16 protein-coding genes are annotated in these 20,133 nt (G+C 39.2%); 10 read left to right on the top strand and 6 right to left on the bottom strand.

Going from position 1 to position 20,133, the window contains the following annotated elements; all coding sequences use genetic code 11:
- Positions 1-2: 2 nt before the first annotated feature.
- Positions 3-1,178, bottom strand: a complete 1,176-nt coding sequence (gene porV, locus ACFQ1M_RS17385) for a type IX secretion system outer membrane channel protein PorV (RefSeq protein WP_386410688.1) — start codon at positions 1,176-1,178, stop codon at positions 3-5.
- A gap of 39 nt (positions 1,179-1,217) precedes the next feature.
- A complete protein-coding gene (gene porU / locus ACFQ1M_RS17380; RefSeq protein ID WP_386410685.1) occupies positions 1,218-5,138 on the bottom strand; it encodes a type IX secretion system sortase PorU in 3,921 nt (1,306 codons plus the stop codon).
- 215 nt (positions 5,139-5,353) lie between these two features.
- On the opposite strand from porU, the gene gldJ reads away from it, so the two are divergent.
- The 10 genes from gldJ (at position 5,354) to ACFQ1M_RS17330 (ending at position 16,093) form a co-directional block, all read left to right on the top strand.
- Positions 5,354-7,018 (top strand): gliding motility lipoprotein GldJ, encoded by a 1,665-nt coding sequence (gldJ, locus tag ACFQ1M_RS17375; protein WP_386410682.1) that lies wholly within the window; start codon positions 5,354-5,356, stop codon positions 7,016-7,018.
- A 64-nt stretch (positions 7,019-7,082) separates the two neighbouring features.
- Positions 7,083-8,366 carry a UDP-N-acetylmuramoyl-tripeptide--D-alanyl-D-alanine ligase gene (locus ACFQ1M_RS17370; protein ID WP_386410679.1) on the top strand — a complete coding sequence of 428 codons (1,284 nt, stop codon included), beginning with the start codon at positions 7,083-7,085 and terminating at the stop codon, positions 8,364-8,366.
- Between the two features lie 227 nt (positions 8,367-8,593).
- Positions 8,594-9,070, top strand: coding sequence for an Hsp20/alpha crystallin family protein (locus tag ACFQ1M_RS17365; protein WP_386410676.1), 477 nt, complete (start codon positions 8,594-8,596; stop codon positions 9,068-9,070).
- 129 nt (positions 9,071-9,199) lie between these two features.
- Complete coding sequence (locus tag ACFQ1M_RS17360; RefSeq protein WP_386410673.1) at positions 9,200-9,706, top strand: hypothetical protein; 507 nt, start codon at positions 9,200-9,202, stop codon at positions 9,704-9,706.
- Between the two features lie 486 nt (positions 9,707-10,192).
- Positions 10,193-11,548 carry an RHS repeat-associated core domain-containing protein gene (locus tag ACFQ1M_RS17355; RefSeq protein WP_386410670.1) on the top strand — a complete coding sequence of 452 codons (1,356 nt, stop codon included), beginning with the start codon at positions 10,193-10,195 and terminating at the stop codon, positions 11,546-11,548.
- A gap of 13 nt (positions 11,549-11,561) precedes the next feature.
- Complete coding sequence (locus ACFQ1M_RS17350; protein ID WP_386410667.1) at positions 11,562-12,098, top strand: hypothetical protein; 537 nt, start codon at positions 11,562-11,564, stop codon at positions 12,096-12,098.
- Positions 12,076-12,519 (top strand): hypothetical protein, encoded by a 444-nt coding sequence (locus ACFQ1M_RS17345; RefSeq protein ID WP_386410664.1) that lies wholly within the window; start codon positions 12,076-12,078, stop codon positions 12,517-12,519. The genes ACFQ1M_RS17350 and ACFQ1M_RS17345 overlap by 23 nt, the downstream gene beginning before the upstream one ends.
- 167 nt (positions 12,520-12,686) lie before the next feature.
- On the top strand, positions 12,687-13,610 hold the full coding sequence (locus ACFQ1M_RS17340; protein WP_386410920.1) for an RHS repeat-associated core domain-containing protein: 924 nt from the start codon (positions 12,687-12,689) through the stop codon (positions 13,608-13,610).
- Between the two features lie 4 nt (positions 13,611-13,614).
- Complete coding sequence (locus tag ACFQ1M_RS17335) at positions 13,615-14,163, top strand: hypothetical protein (protein WP_386410661.1); 549 nt, start codon at positions 13,615-13,617, stop codon at positions 14,161-14,163.
- A 715-nt stretch (positions 14,164-14,878) separates the two neighbouring features.
- Complete coding sequence (locus tag ACFQ1M_RS17330; RefSeq protein WP_386410658.1) at positions 14,879-16,093, top strand: phage integrase SAM-like domain-containing protein; 1,215 nt, start codon at positions 14,879-14,881, stop codon at positions 16,091-16,093.
- Here ACFQ1M_RS17330 and ACFQ1M_RS17325 read toward each other — a convergent pair.
- The 4 genes from ACFQ1M_RS17325 to ACFQ1M_RS17310 form a co-directional block, all read right to left on the bottom strand.
- Entirely contained in the window at positions 16,083-16,868 is a 786-nt protein-coding gene (locus tag ACFQ1M_RS17325) for a M90 family metallopeptidase (protein WP_386410655.1), read from the bottom strand. The genes ACFQ1M_RS17330 and ACFQ1M_RS17325 overlap by 11 nt on opposite strands.
- A gap of 15 nt (positions 16,869-16,883) precedes the next feature.
- Positions 16,884-17,096, bottom strand: a complete 213-nt coding sequence (locus ACFQ1M_RS17320; protein WP_386410652.1) for a heavy-metal-associated domain-containing protein — start codon at positions 17,094-17,096, stop codon at positions 16,884-16,886.
- Positions 17,097-17,119: 23 nt separating this feature from the next.
- A complete protein-coding gene (locus tag ACFQ1M_RS17315; RefSeq protein ID WP_386410649.1) occupies positions 17,120-19,378 on the bottom strand; it encodes a heavy metal translocating P-type ATPase in 2,259 nt (752 codons plus the stop codon).
- 139 nt (positions 19,379-19,517) lie between these two features.
- Positions 19,518-20,132, bottom strand: a complete 615-nt coding sequence (locus ACFQ1M_RS17310) for a class I SAM-dependent methyltransferase (protein WP_062054428.1) — start codon at positions 20,130-20,132, stop codon at positions 19,518-19,520.
- Position 20,133: the final 1 nt, after the last annotated feature.

The raw sequence follows: 20,133 nt of genomic DNA, 5'->3' as shown, positions 1-20,133 counted from the left end.
TACTAATACTCTTGGTACTCACCACCCAAGTTAAAGGTAAGTGAGAAACGCAATGTATTTTCTAAAGGATTACGCACCTTAGACGCGGAGAACAAATACGAGACATCTAGCTTCATTACATTATATGTGAAGCCAGCACCAATCGTAAAGAACTTTCGGGCTCCCTTTTCCTCGCTCTCGTTGAAATAACCTGCTCTCATAGCGAATGAATCTTGATAGGTGTACTCTGCACCTAAGGACCAGGTAAATTCTTTTAGCTCTTCGCCGAAACCGTCTGGGGCATCTCCAAATGAGCTGAACACCCCAGAGAGGAATCCCTCGTCCGATTGCTGGTAACCAACAAAATTTGGGTCATCTTCTCCAGAAACCTCGTTTCCTTGTCCATCAACAGGAATACTTGGTGTCGGGACCAATAGCTTAGTCGTCTCTATGGTGACGCCAAGTTTATTGTATTCATCGAAGATGAAATCGAAACCTCCTCCAAGACCTAATTTCGTAGGTAAGAAGAATTCATTTCCACCTTGGTCATATTTTAGTTTTGGACCTAAATTAGTGATGGCGAAACCACCTCTCCAGCGACCATTGAAGCTATCGTATGCTTTTTCTTCAGATTGATAGTATCCAGTGATATCGACTGCAAATGATGAAGCTGCGGTCGCATCTGGGTCCACGGGCGCCAACTTGAGGTCCGAACGGATAAATCTACCTCCAACAGCCATGGAAAATTGATCGCTAAGTCTCAAAGCGTAAGAAACGTCCAATGCAAATTCGTTTGGAGATTCCGTTCCTTGTGGAATTACGTTAAATCCATCGAAAGTATTGAATTCGATATCTCCCAAGCTAAAATACTTGAAGCTTGCCGCCCAGGCGCTCCGCTCATTGATTCGGTTGTAGTAATTAACACTTCCCAGAAAGATATCACTTACAAGGTCGCTTAGGTAAGGCGTATAACTAAGGCCTATCCCAATCTGTTTCTCTGCAAACACATTTTTTGCTGCGTTCCAGTTTTGTGAAAATGCGTCTGGCGAGGTGGCTACTCCCATATCTCCCATACCAGCAGATCTGGCATCGGTAGGAATCAATAAAAAGGGAACGGCGGTAGTGATTACCCTGTCATTTTGAGCATAAAGCCCACACGTAAAAGACAGGATAAAGATTGAGGTAATTAGTTTTTTCATTAAAATGAAATGTTAGATTGTGACAAATATAGTTTTATTTTAAAGTATGACAAGTTTCTCAAACTTCTCGGCGGTTTTGTTAGTTAACGTAGATTTTACGGTAATCTTATATACATAGACGCCTTTTCCGATCCTATTTCCAAAATCATCGAGCCCGTCCCAAGTAATTTCCCTGATAAGCGGGCTGGATGCCACGATACCTTGTTGATTTATGGTCTTCACAACTTTGCCACTCACGGTAAATATCTGCACTTGCACGTCCAAGGTCTCACCGATGGGTTGGTTATGACTAAACCAAAACTCGGTATAACTGGTAAAAGGGTTGGGGTAATTGAGCACTCTACTCAATCGGATATCGTCATCCGAAGCAACAAAGAACTGAATTTCGGCAGTAGAAGAGTTGTTATAAACGTCCCAAACCCTAAAACTCAAGGTATGTAGCCCTGGCTCCAGGTCTCTAAAGGGAAATGAAACCCTTCCTTTGGTATAATCATCCAATTCTGTTTCGTAGTAATCATTAAGTACAAAAGGATTCCCTTCATCTCCATCTAAGATCGCGATGATATCGTGCCCAATACCGCTAGCCGTATTAATACCATTTTCATCTTCTACCAACGCCAATAGAATTGGAGAGCTCGATGTTATTTCTCCAGAAATAAAGCTCTCATCATTCATAAATAACCTTACGGTTGGCCCAATGTCATCATTGGCAGCATTCTCATTAAGACCCCCAACGACCAGGTCGTCGATGTTTGCGCCTGTATAATCCGACCCTCCCCCTTCAGGAAGTGCGTAAAAACTTATCTTTCCATTGCCTGCTGGAATAGCTATATCCTTTGGCACGACAAAATCAAATTCGAATTCACCATTCTGAACAGATGATTTACCTCTGAAAATGATCTCTCCTAAGGTTTCATAATTCAGTATCTGCAATTGTCCGGCAACGATCACCCCATCGTTACCAAGTGTTTGTCGTTGAATATTTTTATCGAAGATACTCGTAAAGACCTCTCCATTGAAGTTTGAAAGCAGCACATCGTTCACGTCGGTGATATTACCCCTCATTTTCACATAGCTCAAAGCTTTAAGCGTATCCAAGGGCTGGGTCACCGGAACATCATTCACATGTGTTAGGTTGATCTTTGGCCTTGGGATGGCCAACTTCATTGCTGGATCTCCCACAAAGAACACCACTCGTTTATTGGATGTTACGGAATTTTTGGTGTTCATCACCGATTCAGAGATAGCTCCATAATCAAAAGGATCGAAGGGCGAGGACAAATTATAACGAAACAAGTTTCTACTTAAGACTCTATTAAATGCAATTCCCGCTCCAACGGTAATTAATCTGGTAGTCGTGATGAGTCCAATGGCACCGCCACGTTTGTTGCTAAAGGTAAATTCCCCTACAGTAGGCCTCAAAGGATTGTCGAAGCGCGCAAACTCGCAAGTAACTGTCACGATCAAAGGATATCTAAATCTGTTGAACAATCCTAACGCGTCTGGCTTCTGAAAGATCCGTTCTTGAGCCAGACCGTCTTCGCCACCATGGCCAAAATAATTAACGACCAAAGAACCAAACTCTATCTCATTAAGAATATCCTCATTCACTTGGGGATACCGGGCTCCACCTGCTGTGGTCTCTTGCTGGTAAGACCCGCTGTGAATTTTTTTGACGTTGAGAAACGGTTTATTATTAGCGATCTCATCCGAGACTTGATCGAGGAGACCTTCTATATTACGATCCCCAAAAACATCAATGTCATCCGATACCATGGTAATATTATTGCGCCATTTTCCATTGGACAATTCGGAATAGTATTCCTCTATCTTGGTCACCATGTCATTGGCCTCTGAAGTACTCGAAGCCAAAATTCGCCCTACAGCGAGGTCCATGAGGTCCTGGTCGGACTGCCCGTTCTCCATCAGTCCTTCTTCGGGATCCATCATCGCATAAAAATCATCAGACATTATTCCATTTAGAAAGTTATGGCTTGTGTAGGAATGATAGGTCGGAACTATATTATTGTTATTCTGCAGCCTGTTCTTATAATCGAATGAGGTATCTCCAAATAGGCAGAGATATTTGATTCTACCTGCAGGAGTGGAAGCATTATCATAGACATACTTGACAAAATTTCGAATCGCTCCAATATCAGGATTGCCAGTGTTGAATTCTCTATAAATTCGTTCTAACGTAACCACTTTGGCGTTGAGATTTGATATTCGACCATGAAAGTCTGCCAATCTTTGGGCAGTGGCACTTAAAAACTGTGGCGCTACAATAATATAATCTACATCCCTAAAACCAGCAGCGTCATTAAAAATGGTAAACTTCAGACTCTGATTGGTAACGCCGCGATTAGCGGCATCTATTCTAGGAGTATAAACATCCTGTAGGTCCACAGCGATAAATTTCCTCTCGGAACCCTGTGTCAATGAAAAAGAGAAATCACTGGCTGCGTTGTTGTTGCTGTAGCGCGCCACATTGTATTTGTCGGTAATATCAAAGACATAGCCAATATTAGCAGCATCGGTGAGTCTCACTTCCCCAATCCCCGGAAGAGAGGCCATCTCGTTGAATTGAAAGTTGAATTGTTTACCATATCCTTTCAATTGGCGTTTTGCCTCTACGGTGATGTAATCCATATAACCAACCGACAAAGGATTTCCTGCATTAAAGTATTCTATCAGGACCGGTATCTCATCCCCTAAAGAAGTGACCACGTTCTGGGTAGACTTCAAACCTAAACGCAATCTATTAGGGGTCGAGGTCAAAGGATCCTGTCTAAATCCATCGTTGTTGGAAACGCTAGCGATATTGTAATCGACCACCAGATCGTCTGTGGCACTTATTCTAAATTGGGTGTTTACTGGTGAAGCTGCTGCCATTTTGCCGCTTACAGTAATGGGCTCGGTCACCACTCGATTGGGAAAATCAAACGAGTAGGTCCTGGTATTGTTGATATTAAAGGCATTGGTGAACCATCTTCTACCCAATTGCAGAATGTTAAGGCTATCTTTCTCGTAATATTGATAATCGTCAAATGTCGTATAAATATTATCAGGCACTCCCGTTGGTTGGGAGGCCTCCTGAATTCGTTTTCCGGATAAGCCCGAAGCGGTAATGTAGTAGTAGGTTCTATTGGTGAATGCATTCACATGTGTTTGACTCTCGTCGTTCCATTGGTCTGGGCCCTCCGCGTAAAACAACACATAATCACTTCCGTCAAAGGTGCCATCTTCTTCTCCAACGACCATAATAGCGTTCTCTGCAGGGTCGTAATGCAATACATCTTCATTTTTAAGGGCGATCATCTGCCCGCCATTACCATATATCTTTAAATTCCTAGGGTCTATTCCACTGACGTTCATTCCTAAATTGGACAAGAAATTTCTATCCAAACGATACACTCCAGACTTTTCGACATAAAATTGATACCATGTTCCCGAAGCAAGAACCGAATTTGTGATGGCCCTTCCCGTGTTGACAGATCTGCTTGAAAATGCATTCGGAGAATTTTCAAGAGCTCGGAACGAAATATCGAAAGAAACAACCCTTTTGTAGACACCTTGGTCAACAATAATTGGATTTAGCGTAAGGACATTAAATATTTTGGAGCGAGCATTCCGAGAGTACAATCTAAAATCCGTAACTGCCGGTATGGTCGTTCTTGGCATTTCTGCCAAGCCTGCTTCGTCGATTTCCTGAAACCGTATGTTCTTTACGACAAGACTCTGCGGATCCACCTTAGATGAGACCTCCCATCGTGCAACAAATTGCAATCCTCTGTTTGGATCAAAGTCATGATTCTCTTCTTGGAAAGTTGGCAATAAGATCTCCGAGTTGATCAAAGGGTACGGCTGGGGAGATTGCCACGCGATATCGAAGTGTTTCGTTTGGGATATTCCAAATGCGTGTATTCCTAAAACTAGCAGGAGTAATAGTGTCTTTTTCATTGCTTTTTTAACGAAGTTTGGAAAACCTTAGTATACCAATCTTTAATTTTTCAAAATTACGAATAATAAATAAGTGCTACTTGCGTTTATTGAATCGTGAGGCGGATAAATTGTGCCTATTCTCTTGAAATACTAATTTTATTGAAAATAGTTGTTATTTTAAGGTTAATCACTATATTGCGAATCCAAATTCTTATACAACTTAAGTCTTAATTATGAGAAAAAATGCAGTTAGATTTGTATTGATGGCTATGGTATCTGCCACAGTGTTTACAGGCTGTAAGAATTCCAAAGGCACTAGTAATATCTCTAGAGCTACCGGCATGAAGATCAACAACAAAGCTGGTGGATTTCAGTACAATACAAACTTCAAAGAACAGGCCACAGGCCCTGGTTTGGTGTTTATAGAGGGTGGAACCTTTACCATGGGTAAGGTCCAAGATGATATTATGCACGATTGGAACAATACTCCAACCCAACAGCACGTTCAATCCTTTTACATGGATGAGACAGAAGTGACCAATATCATGTATGTAGAATACTTATATTGGTTGAACAGCATGTTTCCTCCAGAAGACCCAAAGTATAGAAAAATTTATAATGGCGCATTGCCAGATACCCTCGTTTGGAGAAATAGACTAGGATATAACGAGGTAATGACCAATAATTATTTGCGTCACCCAGCATATGCCGAATATCCTGTGGTTGGTGTAAACTGGATTCAGGCAGTCCAATTTAGCGACTGGCGTACCGACCGTGTCAATGAGCAGATCTTAGGAGACCAAGGATTCTTGGAGCGCGATGCATCCATCAAGAGTATGGACATCAAGGCCCCCTTTGATACCGATGTTTATTTGAGTCAGCCAGAAAAGACGTACGGTGGTGGTATAGATTCACTTACTGGAAAAAGAGGTCAACAAAGAAGAGACACTACGACGGTCAATACCTACGCAGGACGAACGTCTGGTGTTGCTCTACCAGATTATAGACTACCAACCGAGGTAGAATGGGAATATGCTGCATTATCACTTGTCGGAATTAGAAATTACAATACCTACCGAGGAAAGAAAAAATATCCATGGTTAGGTGAATATACCAGATCTGGAAGAAGAAAGATCAAAGGCGACCAATTGGCAAACTTTAAGCAAGGTAAAGGTGACTATGGTGGTATTGCTGGATGGTCTGATGATGGTGCGGACATTACCAACCAGGTAAAATCATATCCACCAAATGACTATGGCCTTTATGACATGGCCGGAAATGTTGCAGAATGGGTTGCTGACGTTTATCGTCCTATAGTCGATGATGAAGCGAACGACTTTAACTATTACCGCGGAAATGAATATTACAAGAACAATATTGGTCCTGACGGAAAAGCCACCATCGTTAGTGTGGATTCTGTGACTTACGATACACTCAGCAACGGTCGTATCATCGCAAGAAATCTTCCTGGTGCACTTGCGCAGGTTCCTGTTGACGAATCTGACACCTACTTACGTACAAATTTCTCGAAGAGTGACAATAGAAATTATAGGGACGGGGATTTCAGTTCGTCAAGATATTTTGAGCGTTTCTTTGATGAGGAAGAAGAAAATGAAGATACCAACAAAGTGATGTATAACGCTCCGAAACACACGATATCTGCTGACACCCTAGGAAATATGATCAGAGAGTACGACAAATCGACTCAGCGTACCACATTGATCGATGATGAGGCGAGAGTCTTCAAAGGAGGTTCATGGAGAGATAGAGCGTATTGGTTAGATCCAGCTCAAAGAAGATATCTACCTCAATATATGGCCACTGACTATATTGGATTTAGAAATGCTATGAGTAGAGTAGGATCGAAATCTAAGAAAAAGAAAACACCTCGAGGATAATTCTATTACCTCATACTGATATAAAAAAGCCCTGAAAACAGGGCTTTTTTTATACCTTTATTTTATGAATATTGAGCAATTATATAAGTGCTATCTCCAGTCGAGTGGAGTATGCACCGATACCAGAAAAATAAGTGCAAACTGCATCTTCTTTGCCTTGAAAGGAGCGAACTTCAATGGAAATGCCTTTGCCGAATATGCACTATCTTCTGGTGCACGATTTGCGGTAATTGACGAAAAAAAATATCAAAAGAATGACCAATATATTCTTGTCGAAGATGCTCTTCAGTCGCTTCAAGAGTTAGCGAACCATCACAGAAAACGACTCAAACTTCCTATTATTTCCATGACCGGGAGCAATGGAAAAACGACCACCAAAGAGCTGATCAATGCCGTCCTTTCAAAAAAGTTCAAAACCATCGCCACCCAAGGAAACCTGAACAATCACATAGGGGTGCCTTTGACATTGCTAGATATGCGCAGAGATACCGAAATAGGCATCGTAGAAATGGGAGCCAACCACCTTAAAGAGATTGCATTCCTATGCACTATTGCCGAACCAGATCATGGCTATATCACCAATTTTGGCAAAGCACATATCGAAGGGTTTGGAAGCGAAGAGGCTATTGTTAGAGGTAAGAGCGAGTTGTATGACCATCTCAGAGATCATTCGGGGCTCATCGTATTCAACGGTGATGACCATAAGCAAATAAAGCAGGTAGCAGACTATCAAAACACCTATAGTTTTTCGGAAGACAGCGATAGCGATGTACAAGTAAAGCTCCTCTCAAGTAATCCCATGGTGCGAGTCGCATATAAGGGAGAAGAGATTCAAAGCAATTTGATCGGCGCATACAATTTTAGCAATATTGCTGCTGCCATTGCCATCGGTGATTATTTTAAGGTCGATCCAAGAGAAATAAAGAGTGCCGTAGAAAACTACGTGCCTAGTAATAACCGTTCCCAAATCATAAAAAGAGGTAGCAACACCGTCATCCTCGATGCGTACAACGCGAATCCTTCTAGCATGAAAGCTGCGATAGACAATTTGGCCAACCTCGAGAGTAACGGCAAAGTGGTTTTTTTAGGCGATATGTTCGAGCTGGGGGCCACCGCAGCAAAAGAGCATCAATTCATCGCAGATCATGTTGCCAGACTAAATTTTGACGAGATCCATCTTTTGGGAAGGAATTTTTCTGCAATACAAAACGTGCCGAATGGCGCAAAACTTTATCAATCATTCGAAGATTTTAAGATGACATTTGACACAAAGAGCATTAACGATAGCCACATTCTCATCAAAGGTTCCAGAGGAATGGCCTTGGAGCGAATTCTTGAACTTTTATAGACCTAATACTCCTAAGTTATTCAGGATAAAAGATGAAAAGTTGTCATTTGAATATGGAAAAACGTCATTTTGACATTTTTTTAGTCCAAATCTCCCGTACCAAAATCAGGTAATTCTTAATAAATCTTAAAACTTTTTATCATTAGAGAGCTAGGTATGTTTTGGCATCTAATTTGTTCCTATGACTGTGAATTTTGAATTGATGTCTAACTTAAATTTTTGTAGCTATGAGCAATCTAGTGAAAAAACAAAATGGAAGTGGGGCGAACTCGGATTCAAACAGCCTCACCTTTCCACGCTGGTCCTCTTGGATAGATGAAATGTTCAATAGGGACCTTCCCTCAGTGTTCTCACCAAATTTTAATAGTGGCCTCACACTCCCTAAAGTGAACATCAGGGAAACCAAGGATGCCTACTTTGTAGAAATGGCAGTGCCAGGACTAAAAAAGTCTGACTTCCACATCGATTTGGACAATAAGGTGCTTTCAATTTCTACCACGGTAGCGTCAAAAGACGAGGATCAAGAAGACACGCTCATTCGAAGAGAATTTGAGTATTCTTCTTTCAAACGCTCGTTCTCGCTACCTGAAACGATTGAAGAGGATAAGATAAAGGCGAATTATGTGGATGGAGTACTAAGCATTCACTTGCCAAAGAAGGAAGAGGCAATACAAAAACCCCCTCGCAACATTAAAGTTTCTTAAAAAAGGTCATGGGGTCGGAATCACCGACCCTTTTATCTTCAAAGTATTATATCGGGACCTTTGAAAACGTCACCAACTTTTGAAAAGGTGCAGGTTAATATGTCTGACAAACTGTAAAAACTTAAAATAATGAAACGGTATATGATATTGATGCTGGCAGCCCTATTAAGTACGAGCTGTAACAGTCAAGAAAAAATGAATGGAGATGTTGTTGATAAGGACGCTGCATCGAAAGACACCGAAGTACCTAAAGGCAGCTGGACGGTAAACAAAGAATTTGATGAGAACGGCAACCTTATTCGCTACGATTCTATCTACACATGGTCATCGGAGAAACATTCTAATGATATGGCATCGTTGAATAAGGATAGTTTACTTAGGTCGATGGAATCTAGATTCTATAGAAATTTTTCTGCATTTGATTTCAACAAAGAAGGATTTGGAGATCTTTTTGCCGAAGACTCCCTCTTCACCAAACGCTTTTTTAGCGATGACTTCTTTGAAAGTAGATTTGAGGAGGATTTCATGGACATCGATAAGATGCGTGAACGCATGGAAGCCATGCAGAAGAGATTTCTGGAGCGATATCGCAAGGAAATTGATGCGCCTGAGGATGATAAGCAGAAGAAAAAGTAGCTTCTAAAGTTCTCAAAAATGTGCTCTATCAAAATTTCGTAAAGGATGCTATGTGAAAGGGAAGATAGTTTTAGAGGATTTCGCTGCATTGATGGTTTGAACTGCCAGTCGGTGCGGTGGCGGTTCGACCCCTGAGGCAAACACGTCAGAACGAAGAAAGCAAAGTCCTGTGGACTTTGTCAGTGAGGAGCGAGCCTGCCGCGCAGGCCCAAGACTTTTCGCACTCTCCTTTCACCACAAAAAGTGGAGGGTTTTGAAGTGCGGATGAAGGGGGAGTGAGCTCCCGAAGGTCTGGTAGACCTTTGGCGCGAACTGCCAGTCGGTGCGGTGGCGGTTCGACCCCTGAGGCCCCCGCTCTGCGAAGTCTGCGACTTCGTAGTGGAATACTAGCGCTAAAGAGCGAAGTTTCAAACTTCGCTCAGCGCTACATAAATAAGATTACCCCAGCTGCCGCACGAATCTTTCGTGTGGCATAACCCGACCCAGGTGACCATTGACAACGGTGCACATAATGGCACGATCTCGTACTTTTACGATGCCGCGGGGACCAAATTGCAGAAGGTGGTCTCAGAGGGGAGTTCTGTGACAACGACCGACTATGCCGGAGGTTTCGTGTACGAGAAGGTGGACACCTATGGTGGTGGTCCTATGGGGAATACCATAGGATTTCCCAGCCTGAAGTTCTTCCACATGCCGGTGGGCTATGTGGAGCCTGCCGGTGCAGGCAATGCCTTCACCCATGTCTACCAGTACAAGGACCATCTGGGCAACGTACGACTTAGCTTTGCCGATGACAACGGGGACGGGACCATCGATGCTGCCACCGAGGTCCGGGAGGAGAACAACTACTACCCCTTCGGGCTCAAGCATAAGGGGTACAATAACGTGGTTGTTGGACGTGACCATAAGTTCGAGTTCCAAGGTATTGAAATTGAAGAGTCCCTCGGGTACAACATGATGGAGATGGAGATGAGGCAGTTCGACCCGGCCATCGCACGGTGGGTGGTCATGGACCCAGTTACACATCATGATTTTTCTCCTTACAATGCCTTTGACAACAACCCTTTATTTTGGGCGGACCCTTCTGGGGCAAACTCTACAGTGGAATGGATGGAGGCCAATGGTCTAAACGAAGACGATGTGATTACAGTTTATCAAGCAAGTGATTCTAATGAAGGGGATAACAATGGGAGTGGTGACGAGAATGGTGAAGATCCACCTCCATTTTATTATAATTGGCAAACGAACGAGAGGCTGTGGTTTGAATCTAGAGAAGAGGCAGCGGCTTACTGGGGAAACAATAGTTTTGTTTGGGCAGGCGCTGATGACAGAGACCTGGCAAGGACTTTTGGGACAATGGCAGAAGACGGCGAAAAACGGATAAAGAGAAAAATTATCGAGAGTTTACCTGACGGATTGTCCGCTACAGGTCAATTTAAGGCAAAATTGATATTCTTTGAATTTCAATTAGGCACAGGTTTCTATAGTGGAAGCTGGCAAGAAGGTCTTGCTGGTGCATATGACTTCAATTTTACCAGTGACTTTGGGCTTTCGGCGGATTTGGACTTTCAAACCAACTACTATTATTCTGGCAGGGACAATAGAGCTATGAGATTGGATGATTTTACCGGAGATGAAATAGGTACATCATATTCTTATAAAATGTTTAATGCAGGTGTTAGACAAGCTTATGGGCAAGAAAACCCATATCAGGTTTATAGCCTTGGAACAACAATAAATCTTAAATCAGTGTTCATAAGGTGGTTGCCAAAGACGAATAATAATGTTTCTGTAAATGGTTCTAAAACAGGAAGCTTTTATAAAGTATGGGATATAGATTAGTTAAGTCTTAGTAATGGAATATATTCTTATTGAAATAGCACAATTCTTATTTGGGATAACAGTTATCGTTGTTTTACTCAAAAAAGGATTGAATAAAAAGAATAGACTATTCTTAATATTTTTCGGAGGAACACTTTTATTTTTGTTTTTGAAAGATTTGGGTAAAACCAAAGTCTTTATTGATCAGCGTTTTTTAATGGATAATAAAGAGATAACGTCTTTAGAACTGATTCCATATAAGAGCAGAAATTATGTTACATCAATAGAAAAACCTTTATTGTTTAACATAAAAGATGAAATCCAACCAATAGTAAAGGAACTGACAGATATTGAAAGTACAGACTTACTGCAACCCGATAAGTCAAAGTCTTTCGCTATTGTCTTAATTGATGAGAAAGAAAAGAAGTTCTCATATTTAATTGAGCATACAGCGAATAATGGAACTTTAATTTCATTTATTATTGAAGACAATTACTTGGGAAGTTTTCGTAATGACTCTTTATTAAAGGAAATATATAAACTAACAAATGATGAGTTTTTTAATGAATAATTCTTCTATTATATTAATAATGATTTTCACTTTGTTTTTATCTTCTTCAGTCCATGGTCAGGAGAAGCTTTACAAAGGTTATGATGAATTCGCAATACTGACCTTAGAGAATAATATGGAGATACATAAAGCAACAATAGGCTTCAATGTTTCTATAAATGTTACTGAACATAAGCTTTATGAGGTGTTTTATACCACGCCTGAAGGGTTCGAAACCTCTTTTTCGTTTAGATTAATAAATAATGGGGGGGCACAAGCTCTTTATGAAATAATGGAAGATGACGCACCTGAAAAATTTGCTTTAGCAGTTCGTGATAGGTTAAAAGAAAACAAAGGAGTTTATTTTATCACAAAAGATTTTGTGGATTCAGAAAACAAGATAAAAATAAAGTATATCGTTCAAGGTGGTGCTCCAAATTAAGATATGAGAAAACATGATAGTATAGTAAACTGGTGCTTTTGAAAATTATAATATTTTGATATCTTATTTTCAATATTATAAATAAAGAATGAGTCTCTTGGTCGAGACTCATTCTCGTTCCTTGAAAAAGTAACATACGTTCTCTAAAATAGTGAAAGGCCCAAAAAATCTGCCTAGGATACTACCCCTTCGGGCTCAAGCATAAGGGATACAATAATATTATAGTTGGAAGAAATCATAAGTATGGGTTCAATGGCAAGGAGGAGCAGGATGAGCTCGGTATCAACTGGATGGACTACGGGGCGAGGAACTATGATGCGAGTTTGGGAAGGTGGATGTCACCAGACCAATTAAGCGAAGAATTTACAAGTTGGTCGCCATATAATTCAATGATGGATAATCCAATTAACTTTATTGACCCAGATGGCAGATCTGCTGTTTGGGTGCCTAAGGTTAATGAAGATGGCTCTACTTCTTATATTGCAGAAGTTGGTGATAGTGCAGAGACTTTGTCAAGCCAATATGGGATAAGTCAAGATCAGGCTGAAGAAATAACAGACACATCAGGTGATGAGGAAATTGATGAAGGCACAGAAATATCTGGAGAAACGGTTCAAGAGGTTACAGGAAGCGATGTTTTGAAACTAGATTTAACGTCTAAAGAGGGTCGGCAAGACCAAAAGAGGCTAACTCAGTATTTATTCGCAAGAGATTATTGTTCAGAATGTTCTCAGGATTCACAATTCAAAGCATCTGATTTTTTCACTAACAGATATGCTGCTTCAATAGGTCCAGCTGGAGCGGGCTCTATTGATGGTTATGGAATTATTGAAATAGATGGTGTTAATGTTGAAGTGTATTTTGATTTTAGGCTCTCAACAATAAGCGACTACAAGAATCCAACGAGAGATGTGACAACAGGCGTAAGGGTAATTGGAAATCCACAAAGGCCAACAGGCTCATTTGGTAAGAATTCCCAAGTATTTCTTTTTGGGGTATTTTCACCCACTGGCGGTCAAATATCTCAGAGTAAAATAATAACTGGCTCATCCAATGCGATTAGGCTTGAAAATTACTTTTTCAAAAAATAGCGATATGAAGAAAATAAAAACAGTTGCAGTGTTAGTGGTTTTAATGCTTGCTTCCTGTGAGGGAGGTGACAATGAGAAGGTATTCTTTAAGTGCCTTGATGTTATAATTGAAGAGAAGAAGGAATATATCAATTATGAAGACGGCGAGGATTACGTGTCAGATTTGATAAGGTTTGAGCAAGAGTTAAAGGAGGTTGGATACTTAGAGGCTGCAAATAAGGAGGGCTATGAAAAGCTAATTGATAAAGTGATTGAAAGTGAGGGTAAATATAAATCGTTTTTGGAAAACTCTAAATCTGATATTTTTGCCTTTAAATCTTTGATTAATCAAGTTTTGTTCCAGTGTCCCCTATACTGCATTGAAAACTCCGACGAAGAGTTTTTAACGATGAAAAGGCAGTATTCTCAAATGGAAAAGATAGAGTACCATGGCTTTAATAAAAAAGAATACATCAAGGAGCTTTTTAAAGTAACCGACACAGATGATTTTGACAACTTTTTATTTCGAATACCGTTTATATATTTATTTATAGTGAATGCTGAGGGTTGGTAATGTTCCAAACTGGCGCTCATGATGTAATTGCAATTTAAAATGCTTGAAATCAATTTGATGTAAAAAGGATAGGTCTCGATTTTGAAGCCTGTCCGATAGCGTGAAAATGTTTTCCGTGCAATAACAAACCAAGGGCTGTCCAATACGGGCGGCCTTTTTTTTGTCGCATTTTGGTTATTTTCATTATTTGTACGGGAGAACCGTAATTGTTTCACAGGCCAATGTGCTACTTTAGGAGATTGTGCGATACGCTCTGGCTCAACAAATAACTGTGTAGGTATTAACTGCCGTTGGTCTAACTGTTTCACTGCTCACGGCATGGACCTATCAAAACAATCGTATTTTTCGGCAAAATTTCGACAAAAAAATAAACAAAAAAAGCTTAAAACATTGAATTTCAATGAATTAAGCTTTGATTTATGTGCGGATGAAGGGAGTCGAACCCCCACGCCTTGCGGCACTAGATCCTAAGTCTAGCGTATATTTGCCCAAATAACACCAAAGTCACTCATTTTCAATTGATTATAAAAAACATCATTTTCTTTGATATCATCTAATATCAATTGATTTCAGCATTTGTTGTACCTATGTTGTACCTAAAAAGTCTAATAAATTTGTATCTTTATCGAAAGTTTACAACAAAAATTAAGCTCAAAATACAATGTTGTACCTATGTTGTACCTGATTTGACTTTCGTACTCAAAACAGGTCAATTATGTCGTCAAATGCAAAAATAGTACTGCGCAAAAAAACGAACAGTAAAGGTCTATATCCACTAGCTATTCGTATCACAAAAAATCGTCGCTCAACATACCAATATATTGGTCATTATATCGACTTAGAGGATTGGGACGAAAAAAACATTCGAGTAAAGAAATCAAATCAAAACTCGGACAGTTTAAACAAGTTGTTATCACAAGAACTTTCTGATGCCAATAAAGCACTTATTGATTTGCAATCAGAACACAAAGATGCTTCTGCAAACCAAATCAAAAAAGAGCTATACGCATTGGGTAATACTTCTACCTTTTTTGAACTTGCCCAAGAGCATCTCGATGAATTGAAAGCTGCTGAAAAATTAAACCGCCTATCCACAGATAGTGCTTTGGTAAGTTATATCTTAAAATTCAATAAATCCAAACAACTTTCCTTTCAGGAAATCGACGAGCGTTTCCTGAAGAAATTGATGATATATCTAAAAGTTGAACATTCTCTAGCTGAAACGTCAATAATGAATATATTGGTGTTTATCCGTTTATTATTCAATAAGGCAATAAGGCTTAAAATTGTTAGTAGGGAATTGTACCCTTTTGGTGGTGATAAGATTAAAATTAAATTTCCGGAAACCAATAAAATTGGATTGAATATTATTGAAGTAAGAGCTATCGAATCTCTTGAAAACCTAACTAATAATGAATGTCATACAAGAAATGTTTGGCTTTTCAGTTTCAATTTTGCCGGTATGCGAGTTACTGATGTTCTATGGACAAAGTGGTCCGATATTTATGACAGCAGACTACATTATAGAATGAATAAAAACTCGAAATTATTATCATTGAAAATACCAGATAAAGTTTTTAAAATTTTAGATTACTACAGGGACGATAAGAGATACCCAACGGATTTTGTTTTCCCTGAATTGAAAAAAGCGAATCTCGATGACGCTAAAGACATCTATAACAAAAGAAAGACAGCTACCAAGAAATTTAATGATAATCTAAAGTCTATTGCTAAAAAGGCAAAAATAGATAAGAAGGTTACTATGCACATTGCGAGGCATACTTTTGGTAACATCGCTGGTGATACCATTCACCCCTTAATGCTTCAGAAGCTATACCGCCATAGCGATTTAAAGACAACATTAAATTATCAAGCTAATTTTATACATAAAGAAGCTGATGATGCCTTGGATAGTGTAGTCAATTTTTAATTGGATTTGCTAGTCTTTGATTAAAACACTTCACCAACATTTTATACAGCTCTGGATGTTTCCTTTTAAGCAAGTTTGGACGTTCGAAGAAATATTCTGAAGCTACTGCAAAGAATTCTGCTTGGTTTGTACCGCCATATTTACGAATGTCGGAATGGTTATCATTAATCGCTTCCATCTCCTTATGTATTAAATTCAGCCAAGGAATTGCATATTGATGCTCTAATAATCGTTCTGGCATACCATCTGTTCTATCATCCAACTTATCAATTAAATGTACGAATTCGTGTATGCCAGTATTGCTTTTATCAGTTGTGTTTTTAAAACCGTGGTAAAGGGCTTTCTTCGATAATATCATTTGCTTTTCAAAACGTCCATTCCCCACTATTCCACCAATATTGCGTGCGCTATCCTTACTGTTAAATTGCATATCTTCATTAAAATTATCTGGATACAATAAAATACCGCTTAAATTAGTGTAATGCCATTCATTAAATCCAAAAACAGGAATTACCGCACTTGCTGCAATTAAAATTTTGTCCAATTCTTCCAATTCAAACTGCACAGCATCTATATAAACCTCACTTAAAAACTGCATCATTTTTTGTTGAAAAACAAGTTGCCTGCCTTTAGAAAGATTTTCATAATAAAGAACATTCTCCATTAATAATTTGTGCCAATGCTCTGGAAATGGCTTCACGCTATGCCGCTTCGCTTTTCGATAAAAATGAATAGCAAACAGAAGAATCACAACCAAAATTAAAATATAGACCATATTAAAACGAGAATATTAATCTACGGCTTCCGCTTTAAAGCCTACTTTTTGCAATGTAGCCTTTATATCTTCTTCTGAAGCACCGTCGCTTTCTATGGTTAAAATTTTATCAGGATTAGTGGTATCCACTTCCCAACTTTCCACACCTTCTTGCTTGTTTAAAAATGGGGTTACTTTAGAGACGCAACCACCACAATTGATATTTGTTTTAAATTTTAAAGTTTTCATTGTATTTGAATTTATAATTAATATTAAAGTTTTACTCGTTTCAATCTTAGGCTATTCGCGACTACAGAAACGCTACTGAATGCCATTGCCATTCCTGCTATCATTGGGTCCAATAAAAATCCATTTACGGGATACAAAACGCCTGCTGCAATTGGAATCCCAATGAGATTATATATGAATGCCCAAAACAGATTCTGGCGTATGCCCAATACGGTTCTTTTTGATAGTTCCAACGCTTTTGGAATAGATTGCAAATCAGACGTTATCAAGGTCATTTTCGCAACGTCCATTGCTATGTCCGAACCTTTACCCATTGCGATACTTACATTGGCTTGTGCCAAAGCGTGGGAATCATTGATACCATCACCAACCATAGCTACTATCTTACCATCAGCTTGCAGTTTTTCCACAAAAGCTGCTTTCTCTGAAGGCATTACTTCCCCTTGGTAATTTGTTATTCCTACTTGTTTTGCGACAGCAGATGCAGTTTTATTATTATCTCCTGTAAGCATATAAACCTCGATACCTCGTTCCTGAAGCGTTGCAATGGCCTTTTTTGAAGTTTGCTTAATCTTGTCTGCAATAGCGAGTATCGCCAGCACTTGTTTTTCATTACCGAAGAAAATGACTGTTTTTGCTTGTTCTTCGAGGCTTTCTGCTGTTTGCATTAAGGCAGCATCGATTTGAATATCATTCTTGACCATTAATTTATGGTTGCCTACAAAGTATTTTGTCCCATTTTCCGATTCTGCTTTAACACCCATTCCCGTGATACTTTCAAAAGAAGTGATTTCGGCGGGTTGAACATCTTGTTCCTTAAAATGGTTGACTACCGCTTCTGCCAAAGGATGTTCTGATTGTGCTTCTATTGCCAAAAGAATTTGTTTGTATTGATTTTGATTTTCAAGTTTATCCTTCCAAAGTATATCAGTTACTAACGGTTTCCCTTCTGTAATGGTACCCGTTTTATCAAGAATGACCGCATTCACTTTATGACCGAGTTCTAAACTCTCGGCATCTTTTATAAGAATATTGTTTTCTGCACCTTTACCAATACCCACCATAATGGCAGTAGGTGTTGCCAAACCTAACGCACAAGGACAGGCTATAACCAATACTGCTACAGATGTCAACAAGGCTTGTGAAAATGCATTATCGCCTCCAGCCGACATCCAAACAATAAAGGTAATAACAGAAATCCCTAATACAATCGGAACAAATATTCCTGCGATTTTATCAACCAGTTTCTGTACAGGTGCTTTACTTCCTTGGGCTTCCTGAACCATTTTAATGATTTGGGAAAGCAAGGTTTCTCCACCTACTTTTTCAGCGGTAAATTGAAAACTACCTTTTTGGTTTACCGTACCCGCAAATACTTTTCCACCATCTGATTTTTCTACTGGAACAGGTTCTCCCGTAATCATACTTTCATCTACATAAGAGCTTCCTTTAGACACCAACCCATCTACAGGAATTTTATCTCCAGGTTTTACCAAAATAGTTTGACCTACTTGCACAGTCGAAATAGAAATCTCCTTTTCTTCCCCATTCTCAATAATCTTTAGCGTTTTGGGTTGTAAACCCATCAGCTTTTTAATGGCTGAAGAGGTATTGGATTTTGCCTTTTCTTCCAAAAGTTTCCCCAAGGAAATAAAAGTTATAATGACAGTAGCCGCCTCATAATAGACGTGAGGCTCGATACCACGGCTCAACCAAAATTCAGGAAAAAAGGTGTTGAAAATACTAAACAAAAATGCAATTCCGGTACTCAAGGCCACCAAGGTATCCATATTCGCCTTACCGTTTTTCGCTTGCTTGAAAGCATTGACAAAAAAGCTACGCCCAAACCAAAACAGAATAGGGAAAGCCAATAGTAAAGAAATCCACTTACCTGGTTCCCATTTCATAAAAAACATTCCTAATACAAAAATTGGAATCGTAAGAATGGCTGACCAAATAGTGCGATTTTTTATGTCTTGATAGTGCTTTTGCTGTAGTTCTTGTTGTACTTCCGAAGGATTCTCCGCATCAATGATAATATCATAGCCCACTTCGCGAAGTGCATTTTGAAGTTGATTAGGACTCAACTCTTTGTCGTACTCTACAAGAACAGAGCTATTGGCAAAATTTACGCTTGCATCAAAAACGCCTTCCGTATGTTTTAATACAGATTCAACACTCGCTGCACAAGACGCACAGGTCATACCTGTAACCGGGAATGATTCTTTTATTCCTAATTTATGGTTCTTTTCTTTGGTTTTAAATATGTTTATGGTCTCCATAATCCTATGTTCATTTGTAGCCTACAAATTTCAGGATTTAAAGTCTTTAATATGTTACGTTATTTGCTGAAGGATTTGTAGAATTTACTCATTCACCTTCTTTTATTCAGAAAAATTCAACGGCAATGATTATGAATGATTACGTTATTTTTCTAAACCAGCAAAACACGAAATTTTGATTGGTATCAAAGGGCGTTTTATGGTCAATTTTAATGCACCTAATTTTATCAAAGTACATTTTAAATTGATTGGTCATGGTGCTTTCCGAATATTGTTTTATCTCTAAACCACTACACTTTTTGGGACCATTTTCAGAAAAAGTGGCAACAACTAAATTACCGTTCTTATTTAGATACTCTTGAACAGTTTCGATATAACCATTTATATCTTGTAATTCTGTTAAGAAATGAAATGCTGCTCTATCGTGCCAAAAGTCATAGTGTTCTGGTGGTGAAAAATCAGCAACATCGGCTACAATCCATTTTACTTTCTTTGATTGGCCTTTTAAACGTTGTTTAGCTCTATCTAATGCAGCTTCAGAAATGTCTAACACCGTGATATCTTTATAACCTAGCTTTAATAAATTATCTACCAAAAAACTATCTCCACCACCAATATCGATGATTTTTGCAGATTTAGAAATATTAGATTCTTTAAAAAAAGATAAAGATGTTTCTGGCACAACTTCATACCAACTCACTTCGTTTAAGGGTTTTGTTTTAAAAACGTTTTCCCAATGTTCTTTTCTCTTCATA

It is taken from the genome of Sungkyunkwania multivorans (assembly GCF_042675645.1).
Classification (GTDB): Bacteria; Bacteroidota; Bacteroidia; order Flavobacteriales; family Flavobacteriaceae; genus Sungkyunkwania; species Sungkyunkwania multivorans.
The sequence above is the reverse complement of the archived record's forward strand: the minus strand, read 5'-3'. Positions and strand labels throughout refer to the sequence as shown.

Coding starts and splice junctions, on each gene's coding strand:
- ACFQ1M_RS17320 (WP_386410652.1), bottom strand. CDS start 17,096: ATGAAAACTTTAAAATTTAAAACAAATATCAATTGTGGTGGTTGCGTC.
- ACFQ1M_RS17360 (WP_386410673.1), top strand. CDS start 9,200: ATGAAACGGTATATGATATTGATGCTGGCAGCCCTATTAAGTACGAGC.
- ACFQ1M_RS17350 (WP_386410667.1), top strand. CDS start 11,562: ATGGAATATATTCTTATTGAAATAGCACAATTCTTATTTGGGATAACA.
- gldJ (WP_386410682.1), top strand. CDS start 5,354: ATGAGAAAAAATGCAGTTAGATTTGTATTGATGGCTATGGTATCTGCC.
- ACFQ1M_RS17330 (WP_386410658.1), top strand. CDS start 14,879: ATGTCGTCAAATGCAAAAATAGTACTGCGCAAAAAAACGAACAGTAAA.
- ACFQ1M_RS17335 (WP_386410661.1), top strand. CDS start 13,615: ATGAAGAAAATAAAAACAGTTGCAGTGTTAGTGGTTTTAATGCTTGCT.
- ACFQ1M_RS17310 (WP_062054428.1), bottom strand. CDS start 20,132: ATGAAGAGAAAAGAACATTGGGAAAACGTTTTTAAAACAAAACCCTTA.
- ACFQ1M_RS17345 (WP_386410664.1), top strand. CDS start 12,076: ATGATGAGTTTTTTAATGAATAATTCTTCTATTATATTAATAATGATT.
- ACFQ1M_RS17315 (WP_386410649.1), bottom strand. CDS start 19,378: ATGGAGACCATAAACATATTTAAAACCAAAGAAAAGAACCATAAATTA.
- porV (WP_386410688.1), bottom strand. CDS start 1,178: ATGAAAAAACTAATTACCTCAATCTTTATCCTGTCTTTTACGTGTGGG.
- porU (WP_386410685.1), bottom strand. CDS start 5,138: ATGAAAAAGACACTATTACTCCTGCTAGTTTTAGGAATACACGCATTT.
- ACFQ1M_RS17370 (WP_386410679.1), top strand. CDS start 7,083: ATGAATATTGAGCAATTATATAAGTGCTATCTCCAGTCGAGTGGAGTA.
- ACFQ1M_RS17365 (WP_386410676.1), top strand. CDS start 8,594: ATGAGCAATCTAGTGAAAAAACAAAATGGAAGTGGGGCGAACTCGGAT.
- ACFQ1M_RS17325 (WP_386410655.1), bottom strand. CDS start 16,868: ATGGTCTATATTTTAATTTTGGTTGTGATTCTTCTGTTTGCTATTCAT.